This window comes from Bacillus sp. FSL L8-0358 (assembly GCF_038593095.1).
In the GTDB taxonomy this organism is placed as follows: Bacteria; Bacillota; Bacilli; order Bacillales; family Bacillaceae; genus Bacillus; species Bacillus subtilis.
In genome coordinates this window covers 1,798,068-1,812,623 of sequence record NZ_CP151962.1, presented here as the reverse complement: position 1 = coordinate 1,812,623, position 14,556 = coordinate 1,798,068, and the positions used below count along the sequence as shown (strand labels likewise).

The window sequence follows — 14,556 nt, the reverse complement described above, 5'->3', positions numbered from 1 at the left end:
TTTCCCACTCCTCTCTTATTTGAAAGTTTTCCAAAACATATCTTTAGAAGCCCCTGAGTCTGAATGCACTTTTTCCTGCACGTTTTGAGCTGATGGTTTGATTAAAACGGGTTGCCTATTTAATTCCGGCAAAGGCAGAGGTTTTCTTCTAATTGGACGAGCAACCGATTCATTCCAGGCTTCTATAATGAGATGGGCGTTCGTTCCGCCATCTGCAAAACAATTAATTGCCGCAGCCGGCGTTGTCTCCTTCCACTCGGCTTGCGATCTGCTGAAATACAAATCTGTTTTTTCTATATCAAAATACGGCATATTTTCATTACCTGACAGGAACGGAACCAATTGTCTATGCTTCAGCATTAGAGCTACTTTAATCAGGCTCGCAATCCCCTCTGCACATAATGGATGGCCGATGTTAGGTTTCACCGATCCCAGCCCTAACGGAGCCTTTGATTCAGAACGGTAAATGGACTGGATTGCCTTTAATTCAAGTAAATCTGTTACTGCCGATCCCGAGCCGTTTGCTTCGAGATAGCTGATCTCTTCAGTCTTTTTGCCGCTTTTTTCAAGCGCTGACAGCATGACGTCCTTTTGTGCCTCGAGATTCGGAGATGATGGGCCAGCCGTTCTTCCATCATTATTAATCGCAGCAGCTTTAATGACTGCATATATGGAATCTCCGTCTTCAAGCGCTTGGCTGACGGTTTTGACGAGAACCATGCCCACGCCTTCTCCTAAAATGACACCGTCTGCCCGCTTATCAAAAATATGGAATGAAGGTTTGTCACATAAAAGTCCGCGCTCATGAAACATTCGATGCGCATCAGCATCAAGCAAACTGACGCCGCCTACAACCGCTGCCTCAATATCTCCGCTTCGCAGAGCCTGAATGGCCATATTCAGCCCCACCAGCGCAGAAGAACAAGCGGTATCGAGGACAATACTCGGTCCCTTCAAGTCAAAAAATTGTGAGACGTTAGCTGCTAAATAGTTTTGTCCGCCAGCGACTATCGGATTTCTTGCTTTTGAAAGACTGGCCGGATCAGGCTTGTGCTGGCTGCGGCCACCTATATAAACGCCAGCCCTCATGCCTTTCACTTCTTTCTCTGTATAACCGGCGTGATACCACAGCTTCAAGCTTTCCTCTAATACAGCCAAAGCTTGAGGGTCCATCGCTCTGACATCGTTTTCGGACATCATGAAGAAATCATGATCAAACCGGTTCATTTCATCAATGAGGCCCGCGTAATTTGAGCTGGAGTTCCCGAATCGTTCAGGCGGAACAGGCGCAATCGCAGACCGTCCATCACGTATTAGTTCCCAGTATTCCTCTAGGGTTTCCGCTCCTGGGAACCTGCAACTAAGACCGATGATAGCGATGTCCTCAGCAAGAAGTGCCGGTTTTTCATGGCTTATCTGTTGCGGCCGCTGTTCTGGCACCGGCTTCTGTTTCATTGCTGATTGCGGCTTGAGAGGTGTCTGTTTCTCAGGAACAGATGGCTGTAAAACAGCTGATATGTCATATTTCGAAATGAGCCAGTGTGCAAAGGATTCTATTGTCGGGTATTCAAACAAAATTGACGGATCAATATCTCCATTTAATTGTTGGTTCATCTGCTGTACCAGCTGGGCCAATATAATCGAGTCGATTCCGTATTCTTGGAAAGGTTCATCCGTTTCAAAGTCTTTTGCAGCTATTTTCAGTTCATCTGAAAAAAGAGTTACCAGCCAGTCGACTGTTTCAGGGAACAGGTTGCGAGTGCCGGTTTTCTCTTTCGTCTCAGGATGCGAGAGAGCTTCGACAGGCAGTGACGACTGCATTAGCTTATCCGGCTTCCAAACGTTTGTATCTGGTACTGCCGGCAGCACGACAGCATACTGTCTGTCTGATAGAATCTGGTCAAGCAGCTGTAATCCCTCGTCGTTTGTCAAACTGATCAATCCAGTTTGTTCTAAAGCTTTGCTTCGAACCTCGCCTAAACCGGTCTCCTTCCAGTTAGGCCACTGAATGCTTACAATGGGACATTTATCTTGATGAGCCTCCGCAAAATAATCCATAAAAGCATTTGCCATCGCGTAATCAGCTTGTCCTGCTGCTAGTGCAGGGATGGCCGCTGATACTGATGAAAACAAGGTGAAAAACGCCAATGGTTCATCCTGAAGCAGGTCAAACAACGTTTGCAGACCTTCGACTTTCGGTTCAAGCACCTGTCCGATCTCTTCTAGTGATTTTCTGATAAAAGCCGGGTTTTGTTTGTTCACCAGCCCGGCACAATGGATGACTCCGCCAATCGCCCCCATTGTTTCGTGTATTGTCTTCAGGCTCTGTTCGACAGCAACCCTGTCTGTGAGATCCAGAGACAGCACCTGAACTTGCGCACCCATGTCTTCTAGCTCTTGAACGGCTTTTATTTTCTCGGCAAGCGAGGCGATTTTTACCAAATTCCACTGGTCACGCGACGGAAGCTCTTCACGGCCGATAAGGACCAGCCGCTTAACGCCGTATGTTTTCACAAAATGCCGCGCACACAGCAAGCCGAGACCTCTTGTCCCGCCTGTAATAAGCAGGACTTTGTCTGTTGAAAACGATACTTGCTTATGACTAAGAGCGGCTTCTGCTGGCTGCTCTGCCAAATATGCGCGATATCGCTGTCCGTTTCGATAACAGACTTCTGATTCTGTGCTCTTGGCATAATATTCAACTGCAATCAGTCTGGCCAGCTCCTCAAAAGAGGCTTCGAACTCCATATCTGCATGTCTTGAAGTAAGATGGCTGTACTCACTTTGAAGCATGCGGTATAAACCGGCCCGTGAAGCACCAGACAAAAGAACACCCTCATTTGCGTAGGCCTCCAGCCCCTTTGTTACACCCAAGATCGTCAAATGATGCTTGCTTGTACGTCCTTGCTCGATCAGCTTTTGGAGCCAGTTTATCCAGCCCATAGAATGCTCATGGCTCGTTCCGCACCCGATCAGATCGATTACTCCAGCAACGTGTTCATAGTCAGCAGCAGATACCCGATCCAGCTCTTGACTGTCAAATATACGGTATGTCGAGAAATACGTTGAAAGCTCTTCCGCTAATGCCATTGTCTCCTTATTTGCCAAAATGGCGACGGTTTGATTCGTCATTTCTGCCGGTTCAATCGGACAAGGCTGCCACTGTTTACGCAGAAAGCAGCGCTTTGGCATCAGTTCGGAATGAGGCAGAGCTGTAGCAATGGTTTTGGGTTCACCTTCTTGAGTTGGCAGCCAGTAATACTCTTCCGCGAACGGATAAGCAGGCAGGCTGATTCGACGAGGCGTGTATTCCCGATAAAGCTTGTTCCAATCTATCTGCAGCCCTTTCACCCATAGTTCCGCTACTTTCTCCAGCCTTTTTTTCTCTATCCATGTTTGCAGCAACGCTTTGGCATCTTGATCCGTTTCAAACAGCTTGATTTCGCTCTTTTTCGTTTTCACGTGAGCAGCAAATATGCTGCTGTTCGGCATTTCAGCCAAATAATCATCTAAAGTTTTGATCAGCATTTCTCTCGAATCCGCCAAAAACGCCATGCGATAATCCATTGCTTCCCGGCCCGTCTGAAGTGTGTATGCCATATCCTCCAGATCGATATATTCATTGGAAGTTACGAAATCTTTCATTGCTTCCGCATAGGCCTTCAATTGCTTCTCTTTTTTCGCTGAAAGTACAAATAATGCTGAGCGGTGATGCTTTGTTAATGGATCGTTCCTCTTGTCAGGCTGATATTCCTCTATCACAATATGAGCATTCGTTCCGCTATATCCGAAGGAGCTCACACATGCTCTCCGCGGTTTTCCATCAGCCGTTTCCCAAGGCTTAAGCTCCGTATTTACGTATAAAGGAGAATGCTCAAATTCAAAATGCTCATTCGGTGTCGTGAAGTTCAATGTCGGCACAAGTGTTTTATGATTCATGCACAATAACACTTTTTGAACCCCGGCTACTCCTGCCGCCGCGGATGTATGGCCAATATTGCTTTTGACGGAACCGATTGCGCAAAACTGCTTTTTGTCTGTTTTTTCTTGAAATACGGTGGACAGAGCTTCTAATTCAATTGGATCGCCTTGTTTTGTTCCTGTGCCGTGCATCTCGACATAACTGATACTCTCAGGATGTATGCCGTATGTTTCATATATGTCTCTTTCCAGATCCATTTGGCTTTTCGCACTCGGTGCCGTGATTCCGTTTGTTTTCCCGTCCTGATTAATACCCGAGCCAATGATAATGCCATAAATATGGTCACGGTCCGCTTCTGCATCTTTCAGCCTTTTTAGAACCAGCGCACCCGCACCCTCGCCGGGCACAAAACCATTCGCGCTATTGTCAAATGCTTTACATTGTCCATCAGGTGAAAGCATGCCGGCCTCACACATACTCATGTAAGATTCCGGCGTCAGGTATAAGCTGACCCCGCCGACCAGCGCCATATCAATTTCTTTGTTTATAAGTGCCTGCCGCGCTAAATGTGTGCCGACCAATGAAGATGAACAAGCGGTGTCAATAGGAATCGCAGGCCCTTTTAAATTAAGAAAATACGGAATACGCGCCGCAGCGATCGCAAAGCTGTTCCCCGTGGCATTTGCTCTTGCCTGCCGATTCAGCATGACCCCGTATTCACTGCTCATAATGCCGAGATATACACCGCATTTTTTCTCATTTAAAGTTCGAGCGTTGTACCCAGCGTCCTCAAAGGCTTTATAGCCTTCCTGCAAAAAGATTCGATGCTGCGGGTCCATCAGTTCAGCTTCTGACGGCGGAATATTAAAAAACAACGGATCAAAATGTTCAATATCATCAAGCATCCCCATTGATTTGCAGTAGACTTTCCCTTTTTTGTTGAGGACAGGATCATAGTATTTGTCTACATCCCACCGTGATGTTGGAATGTCCCGAATGGCATTTCTCCCATGAACCAGGTTATCCCAGTACTCTCTTACATTACGAGCGCCCGAGTATCTTCCCGACATCCCGACAATCGCTATCGCATCCTCCGGGCGGTCTTGACGAACAGAGACTTGTTCCTTCTCATGTTCTTTCTTTATAGGATGTTGAACAGACTGTAGCGGTCGCTCTGCTGGCTTTTGCTGGGCTGCTTCGAAAGAGTCAGTATGCTCTATCTTTCTATCATGATGAGTTCCAAGCTCGGACTTTAGCATTTCGGCAAAATCACGTATCGTTGGATAATCATATACTCTGGTTACCGTAAAAGACGTTCCGTATTGCTTGTTCACCGCTTTTATCCATTCGAGTCCGGTAATCGAGTCCATTCCGATATCTATGAACGCTTCGTCAATATCCACCTCGTATGGCTCCATGTATAACACGTCTGCTATGCTTTCCCTCAATTTTTCATGCAGCGTTTCAATTGCTACAGTATATTGTCTTGATGCAGATATTTCTGCCGCTGCATATTGAATCGTTTCTTCAGCCTCCTCTTGCACTGGCTGATGATGTTCTAACGGCTGCAGAGATATATTAGCCGGTTTAGCAGCAGGTACCGCTGTTCTTTGTCTTATCGGCGTGTACGTCTCCGTTTGTTTTTTCTCCCCAGCTTGTGTGCTTAACTCATGTGCTAAGTAAACAGCGAAATCACGTGTTGTCGGATAATCATATACCTTTGTGACATTTAGTGATGTGCCATACTGTTTATTTATTGCTTTTATCCATTCGAGCCCGGTAATCGAGTCCATACCGATATCTATGAATGCTTCGTCTGGATCAATCTCGTTTTGGTCCATGTACAGCACTTCCGCTAAGCCCGCTGTCAGTTCATCGCACAAGGCTTCCGCCGTGATCGTCTCTGTTTCTGTATCTGATGGAACCAGAGGTGCTGTCCGCTCCAAACGATCCTGATTGGTCATTAAAGGCTGTAACGTAATATTGGCAGGCTTGCCGCTGGCTTCTCTGGCTACAGACGGCTTTGGAATGACGGGCTGTACTGGAGCGAATGGCTCCTCCGTTCTTTTTTCCTCAGCCTTTGCATGTACGTCTATCCAATAGCGATCTCTTGCGAAAGGATAGGCAGGTAAACTGATGCGCCGCGGTTTTTGATCCTGATATAGCGTGCTCCAGTCGATTCGCAAACCTCTTACCCACAGGTCTAAAACCTTCGCATATTTTCCTTTTTGCAGCCATGCCTCAATTGTTTTTGACATATCCTCATCAGCAGCAAAAGCAGCAATGGCTTCCTTGTTGCGCTTTACTTGTCCGCGATAGACATATTCACGATTTTCTGTTCCAGAGATACATTCATTCAGCTTTTCTTCAAGCTCCCGCATCGATTCCGCAACGAACGCCAGCCGTTCGTTCATCGCTTCCCGTCCGACTTGAAGCGTATAGGCAATTCGGTGTAAATCTGCTTCAACATATGTTTGTTCACGAATGGCATGCAGCAATCGCTCCGCGCGTTTCTGAAGTCTTTCCTCATTTTTTGCTGAGAGCACAATGACAGCCGGCTGTTTCCTCCCTGGTAAACGTTCCTCCACAGGTTCCGGAGCATACTCTTCTATTAAAATATGGGCGTTCACACCCCCGGCACCAAATGAAGAGACTCCTGCGATTCTCGGTAATTCGATGTCTTTGCCATTGACACTGATGATCGGCCTCTTCCACTCTTCTAGCTCTTGCTGTACTTTAAACGGCGAGTTAAGGAAATCAATATTCGGGTTCAGCACGTTTGAATGCAGGGAAGGCGCAAGCTGCCTGTATTTCATTTGGAGCAATACCTTCGTTACTCCTGCGATACCTGCCGCACTCTCACAGTGCCCGATATTTGATTTGGCTGACCCTATTGCACAAAATTGTTTGTCATCGGTTTCTTGCGTAAACACTTTGGACAGCCCTGTGATTTCAATAGGATCACCGAGAGAGGTTCCCGTGCCGTGGGCTTCGATGTAACTGACTGTCCGCGGATCAACCTTCGCTTCCACAAACGCCTTTTTGATGACATCTGCTTGGGCATTCGGATTGGGAACTGAGTACCCGTTTGTTTTTCCCCCGTGGTTGATGGCTGTCCCTTTAATGATTCCATAAATGTGATCACCATCTTCAACTGCTTTAGACAATGGCTTCAGAAGCACTGCTCCAACGCCTTCCCCCGGCACATAGCCGTCTCCGCCCTGTCCGAAGCTTTCACACCGGCCTTTGCTGGACATAAATTTGTTCTGCCCGAGCATCAAATATTTATTTGGATGGATTGACACATTCACGCCGCCCGCGAATGCCGCCTCACACTCTCCGCGCTGCAGGCTTTGGCAGGCCAAGTGGATAGCCGTTAAAGAAGAAGAACACATGGTGTCTAATGCAATACTCGGTCCGTGAAAATCAAAATAATAAGATACCCGGTTCGCGATGGATGATGGATTTCCCGTTAAAGCCAGAGACCTTCCCCGCACCTGCTCTTGTGCCCCGTACAGCTGATATTCTTCGTACATGACACCGACGTAAACACCGACGCTTCCGCCAAGCTCAGCATCACGCTTACGGCCGAGGTGCTCTCTTGTATAGCCTGCGTCTTCCATCGTTTCATACACGCACTGCAAAAATAAACGCTCTTGCGGGTCCATTAATTTTGCCTCACGCGGCGATATATGGAAAAACTGCGGGTCAAACTTGTCTACATCCTTCAAGAAGCCTCCCCACTTGCTGTAGGTTTTTCCAGGCTTGTCTTTATCTTCGTCATAATAGAGACTATGATCCCAGCGGGCTTCAGGAATTTCCGTAATACAGTCTCGACCGTCTCTCAGGTTTTCCCACAATTCATCAATGTTGTCTGCCTGCGGATAGCGACCTGAGATACCGATGATCGCGATTTCTTCCGTTTCCTTCTCTCTTAACTGCTTCTGCTCTTTATCTTGCAAAGGAAGAAATCCAGACTTTCTTGGGGTAACTGGGATTTCTTGTTTTTCAGGTTCTGATTTTCTTTCAACAGAAGGTTTACCTGTTTCAATTCCCAAGATGTCCAGCAGTTTTTCTCTGCGGGAATCAATAAAATACCGTGTTAATGAGCGAATATCCTGATATTCAAAGAACAACGTCTTGGACAAAGAACCGAATACTTTTTCTAATTGACCCGTTACATGCATGATCATGATAGAATCGATCCCGTAATCCTCGAGAGGAGCTTCAGCATCAATCTGGCCGGCTGGCAGCTTAATCACCGAAGAAAGCACCTGTTTAAAATAGTTCTCCGCTTTTTCTCTTAGTATCTCTTCATCAATTTCCCCGATCATGTCTGCTTTTTCTGCCTCCTGATTGAGACTGCTTTTTTTGATATTGTGAGATTGGCCTTTGCCATGTCCCGTTTCATGTAAAAATGCACGAATCCGATCAGTAACACCGGAAGCAACTAACACTTGCGGCTTTCCTGACGTCCAGCCATGATATAGCGCCTGAATCCCACGATCTGTTTCCATGGCCACCATGCCTGTTTCTCTTTTCAGCATCCTTGCAGTTTCCGCATCAATTTGCATGCCCCCGTCTTTCCACAGCGGCCAGCACACTGAAAGAGTTTTTCCGTAACGCTTGTGCAGCTCTGCTTGGCCATTTCGATATTCGCTGAATGCATTCATAAATGCATTGGCCATTGCGTAATCAGCCTGTCCCGCGCTTCCTACTGCTCCGGCACCTGAGGAAAAAAGGATAAAGAAATCGAGCGGAATATCTTTCGTTGCTTCGTCAAGGTGAATCAGTCCTGCTACCTTTGGAGCAAGAACGGTTTGAACCTCTTCTTTGTTTTTCTTCATAATGAAATTATCTTTTATTAAACCGGCGCTGTGAATGATGCCATCTAAGTCTCCGTAAACGTTTTGGGTTTCTTTTAATAAGGCATCAACCGTTTGTTTGTCAGCCAGATCAGCTTGTCTGTAAATCGCTTGGATGCCAAGTTTCTGTAAGGCTTGAAGCTTCTTCTTCTTCCTTTCATCAAGCGGAGAGCGTCCTGTCAGGATCACAACCGCGTCATTCGTTTGGTTTGCAATTTCAGTTGCAAAGATGAATCCAAGACCGCCTGCACCGCCTGTGATCAGATACACGCCTTTATCCTTCCATGGCATGTCAGCACTTAGGTGCTCACCAGACACTTCTTTCCACTTGCTTACAAATCGCTTCCCTTGCCAGTGGCGGATATGCGTGTCACGCGGATAGCGTCTGTTTTCCTCCAATATTTCGAATAGGTCACCAGCTGACATCCCGGTTTCTATTTCGATCAACTGTCCTGTCAGTTTTGGATTTTCCAGTTGAGCCGTTTTGAGCAATCCAGTTAAGCCGCTTAATAGCTGAGGCTCGTCCAACGCAGGCACCGCCACTTGAATGAATGTATGTCCCCCTGTTTTTGAGTACATTAGCTGTTTGATTTCTTCAAATAACTGTATGGCATAACCTTCAAACCGTTCATCAATTGTCTCTGTATCATGCTGCAGAACTGTACAGTCAAGATGATTTTGGAGTCTTTCCATTTGTTCTCCAACATCACAGACAACGACTTTATGCGTGTCGTACTCTATGAGCTCTTGCCTCTCTGCAGCACGTTCTTCCCAAATATGTTCGAACAATAGCGTGTCAGTCGCTTCAGAAGGATCTTCTTGATCTGTTTCTAACACTCTTGCAGAATAGCCCGTCAATCGCACGCAAACCTGCCCCTCTTCATTGCATAAATCGATATCAAGCTTCTGCATACGATCCCCAGCTGTACTGCCCTCGCTATATGTGATCCGCGCCCACATAGATGCCTCGCAGCCTTTGAAGATTTGGACATCCTGTATGGCAAAAGGCAGCATTGCCTTTCTGTCTTCTAAACTCGTAGCTCCTCCCAGCCTCAAACCGATAGATGCCTGAAATGCCGAATCTATCATGCTCGGATGCAGAATATAATGGTCTTCTGTATCAGAGATTACAGGAGGCATCGTCAATTTCACTAGAACTCCGTTTTCGCCGGCATATAGGCTGTCGATCGCTCTGTGGCTGTCACCATAATGAATACCCATTTCTGTATAAGCCTCGTAGCAATCAAAAGGTGACAGCGTCCGGCCATTATAGCTTGCCTTCAGTTCTTCAATGTTGATAACAGGATTTTCACCAGCCTCACAAAGCACTGCACTCCCTTGCCCATATATAATCGGCGACTCCTCTGCGCTTTCAGGGTCCCGGCAGATTTCAAATGTAATCTCACCATTCTCCTCAGGATATAGACGTACATCTATATCTTTCTGCTGTTCCGTGACGGCGAACGGCCGGACCCAGACGATATTCCGGAGTCGGAATCCTGTCGGGAACTGATCCGCAGCTGCCCTTTCCACAGCTGCCCGAACCATCTCCAATAAAGCTGCGCCAGGTAAAACGTGTTCGCCCTTTATGACATGATCCTTCAAGAAAAATTCACGTCCTGTAAACACTGAACGGAAGCGGACACCTGATATGTCGGACACATTTTGATGCAGAAGAGGATGCAGGATGTGCCGCTCCTGTTTTGAACGATCAGTCTTTTTCTCCGCTTTCGGCACCCAATAACGCACCCTCTCAAATGGGTAAGTCGGCAGGCTGATCCGCTTTGGTTTGTTTCCCTCGTAAAGCAGCTTCCAGTCAACACCAGATCCGTTCGCCCACTGCTCCGCAATTTGATCGAGTTTTCTTTGCTCCAGCAATTTATGTACCGATTCGGCGGGACGCGATGGTTCGCTTCCTCTTGACACGCGGCCCTTCCAGCAATGCTGAATGGCTTTTCGTCCTTCTATAAAAGCCTTCAATTGGTCACTCAATTCTTGAATTCCGTATGCTAAGAAAGAAACCCGTTCTTCCATCGGTTCACGGCCTACCTGCAATGTATACGCCAAATCTCTAATCTGAATCCCATTATGAAGAAAATCCAAGAGACGTTTTGCATATACACGGAGACGTTCTTGATTACGGGCAGAAAGCGGAATAACTGCGGATATGTCAGAATCTGAGGACAAAGAAACGTCCTGCTCCGCTGCTTGAGGAATATATTCCTCAAGGATAATATGTGCGTTTGAACCAGTTGCTCCGAAGGAACTGATACCCGCCCGCCGCGGATAAGGGACCTCTTCCCCATTCTCCTTGATAACAGGCTGCTTCCACGTTTCTGTTTCATGCTGTACATAAAATGGAGACTTTTCAAAATCAACGTACGGATTCAGTTCTTCCGAATGCAAAGAAGGCACAAGTTTTTGATGGTGAAGCTGAAGGGCAACCTTGCTTAAACCGCTGATCCCCGCGGCGGATTCGGCGTGCCCAATGTTCGACTTTACAGAACCGATTGAACAGAACTGCCGATCCTGCGTATATTGGCGGAACGCTTTCACTAATCCCTGTATTTCGATCGGATCTCCTAAGGACGTGCCGGTTCCATGGGCTTCCACATAACTGATCGTTCGCGGGTCGATTCCCGTTTTCTCCAAGCATGTCTCAATCAGATCAGCTTGAGAAACAGGGCTCGGCACTGAAATGCCGCTTACAGTGCCCACATGATTCACAGCACTTCCTTTAATAACTGCATAAATGCGATCTCCGTCTTCCTCTGCCTGGCGCAAAGGCTTTAATAAAACCGCGCCTATACCCTCGGCAGGCACATAACCGTCTCCATCCTTTCCAAACGTACGGCAGTGTCCGTCAGTGGAAAACATATCCCAGACCCCGTATGTCATATATTTATTCGGGTGCAAAGACAGGTTCACGCCGCCTGCTAACGCAACATCGCACTCACCGTGACGTATGCTTTCCAACGCCAAGTGCACTGCGGTCAAAGAGGATGAACATACCGTATCGACAGCCATACTCGGACCATGGAAATTACAAAAGTAAGAAACACGGTTGGCGATTTGCGCATAGTTAAGCGAGAGAGGAAACACATTTTCTGCTGATGCTTCTTCAGCTCCGACTAATGTATAATCCTTGTGCATGACGCCGGCAAAAACTCCTACATGCTGCCTTTTATTTCGTCCTTTAGGCTTGGCCAACGTCTTTGGCGTATAGCCCGCATCCTCAATCGTTTCCCAGCATGTTTCTAAAAACAGCCGCTCTTGTGGGTCCATTGTCTCCGCTTCTCTTGGCGTGATTCTGAAAAATTGGGGATCGAAGCAGTCGGGATCATCAATAAATCCTCCCCATTTGGAAATGTCCTTACCCGAAGGAGATGTGATTCCTTCAAGTCGCTGCCAATCCCAGCGCGACTCAGGAATCTCGCTAACGCAGTCCTTCCCCTCTTTCAGATTGTTCCAAAATTCATGAATATTGGCTGCCTTCGGATACCTGCCCGCCAAGCCGATAATCGCAATGTCGCCTGCTGCCTCAATAGGTACAGCATGAGAAGCTTCAACAGTCTTACGATCGTTTATTGTGTCGGAAACGCGTTCTCTTTCATTCTGGCCAAGGCCAAGGGAACCAGCGGCACTAAAATGCTCAGCATATTCCTCGGCAAGAAACGCTGACAGCTCCGCTATGGCGGTATGCTCAAACAGAAGAGTCGGCGAAAGGCTCTCACCGATCTTATCACTGATCGTTTCTACCACCTCAAGCAAGCCCGATGAATTCAGTCCCATTTGGTAATAACCGACCTGTTTTTCAACTTGTTCTACCGGCTTATTGATTTTCTCTGCGATTAATTGGCTTACGAACTGTTCAGCCCCGCTGTAGGAATTAACGGGAGAAGATACCATGTCAGCAGGTTTCTCACGCTCAGCAGTGTCCGCTCTTGTCATCTGTGTCTCCTGTGCATCTTGATGTTTTCCGCTAATCAGCTCCGCTTCTCGCACCAATTTGCTTGTAAAGTTTTTCAACTCAGCCACTTTTTCTCCCAACGCATTAAAAAATTCAAGTGTTACATAAATCAGCTCTTTTTCCCGCCGGACGGAGGAGCGCTTAATTCTCGTCATGCAATCCGACTGCAAAAGTGCAGAAGCGGAAAAGGATTCATAGAACAGAGGCAAATACAGCCTCTGTTCTCCTTTAAGCAAAGATGTGAGCAAATGATTGGCACCCACCCCGCTCCCGTCTATGAGAGTCGGGTGAAACATAAAGCCTTCTGCGTGAAGCATGGCTTCCGAACCGAGAGAAAGCTCAAGAAGGACGCCGTCTTCCTCTTCATAGATGCAGCCACTTGCTTTCATATATTCGCTGTGCACCAATTCCTGACGTCTGCATTGTTCATATACATCATCAAGCTGAACAACGTTCTGTGCAGATGCTTTGATTTGACTGAGATCCAGTGTTTCTTCAAATATGGCTGGGGAGTCTGCGTGCATGTCAGCCTTCATATAGAGCTTTTCTTCTGAAGCTTCTTTCCCATCACGTTTTTCAATTCCCTTGGCTGTGATTTGCCACTGTCCTTCTTTTTTCTCCGCGCATTGGATATTCAAAACAATTACTGCATCCTGTTCCGCCGTCAATGGCTGATAGATGGATAAATTCCGCAGCTGAAGCTCTGAGCAGGAGAAACCGTGTTCTCTGAATATCTGGTAGATTATATCGATATAAGCCAATCCCGGCAGGACATTTTGTCCGTAAACCACATGGTGATAAATAAACGGATTTTTTAACGATAATGTGAGTTGTTTCGTTATCTTTTTCACGTTAGACCTCCACCTCATAAGTATCCCATATGTTTGCCGCAGTCATTTTTGAAGTCTCCGCTTCCAGCTTTGGCTCGCCTGGCAAAAGCGTTCGTTTCTTTAATTGAGGAGGCGATATTGGACTGCGCTTGATGGCGTGTTTTTCATCTTTTTCCCACGCCTCTACGATGACATGGGCATTCGTCCCCCCATCGGCAAAGCAGTTAATAGCCGCAGTAGGCTGCGAATCTGTCCATTTTTCCAGGGCTCGGCTGAACGTGATGTTCGCTTTCTGTTGATTGAAATGCGCCATCTCTTTTTCACCTGATAAAAATGGGACAAAGCGGCGCTCTTTCAGCATCAGCACAACCTTAATGAAGCTGGCGATCCCTTCAGCACATAGCGGATGCCCGATGTTCGGCTTGATTGAGCCAAGAGAAAGAGGCGATGAGTGCCCAGAACGGTACACTGATTGGATCGCTTTTAGCTCAAGGAGATCGGTTACGATTGAACCTGACCCGTTTGCCTCAAGGTAGCTGATGTCCTCTGGTTTTTTTCCGCTTTTGAAAAGCGCATCTTTCATGACTTCCTTTTGCGCCTCAAGATTAGGTGTTGCAGGCCCCGCCGTTCTTCCGTCGTTATTGACCGAGGCCGCTTTCACGACAGCATATATGGTATCTCCGTCTTCCAGTGCCTGTTTTACGGTTTTTAGCATGACCATTCCGACGCCTTCACCTAACACAACTCCGTCAGCACGCTCATCAAACACATGGAAGGATGAATGCTTGCTTAAAATGCCGCGCCGGTCAAACAGCCTGTGAGAGGCATCTGAGCTCAGCAAGCTGACACCGCCGACTATGGCGGATTGAATATCTCCGCCACGCAGCGCCTGAATGGCCATATTCATGCCGACCAAAGCTGACGAGCATGCAGTGTCAACTACAACACTCGGGCCGCGGACATCAAAAA

The 14,556-nt window shown here is 47.1% G+C and carries 2 protein-coding genes (1 of these 2 cut by a window edge); both read right to left on the bottom strand.

Annotation, left to right across the window (positions count from 1 at the left end; genetic code table 11):
- Positions 1 to 15: 15 nt before the first annotated feature.
- Positions 16 to 13,626 (bottom strand): polyketide synthase PksL, encoded by a 13,611-nt coding sequence (pksL, locus tag NYE49_RS09275; RefSeq protein ID WP_174616642.1) that lies wholly within the window; start codon positions 13,624 to 13,626, stop codon positions 16 to 18.
- Positions 13,610 to 14,556: the 3' end of a polyketide synthase PksJ gene (pksJ, locus tag NYE49_RS09270; RefSeq protein WP_047182632.1), read on the bottom strand. The gene runs 14,185 nt beyond the window's last position; only the last 947 of its 15,132 coding nucleotides appear in the window; its start codon lies off the right edge, out of view — the gene reads right to left on this strand; its stop codon occupies positions 13,610 to 13,612. Before pksJ ends, pksL begins: the two co-directional genes overlap by 17 nt.

Excerpts from the sequence above, each read along its gene's own strand:
- pksL (WP_174616642.1), bottom strand. The coding sequence starts at position 13,626 with ATGAGGTGGAGGTCTAACGTGAAAAAGATAACGAAACAACTCACATTA.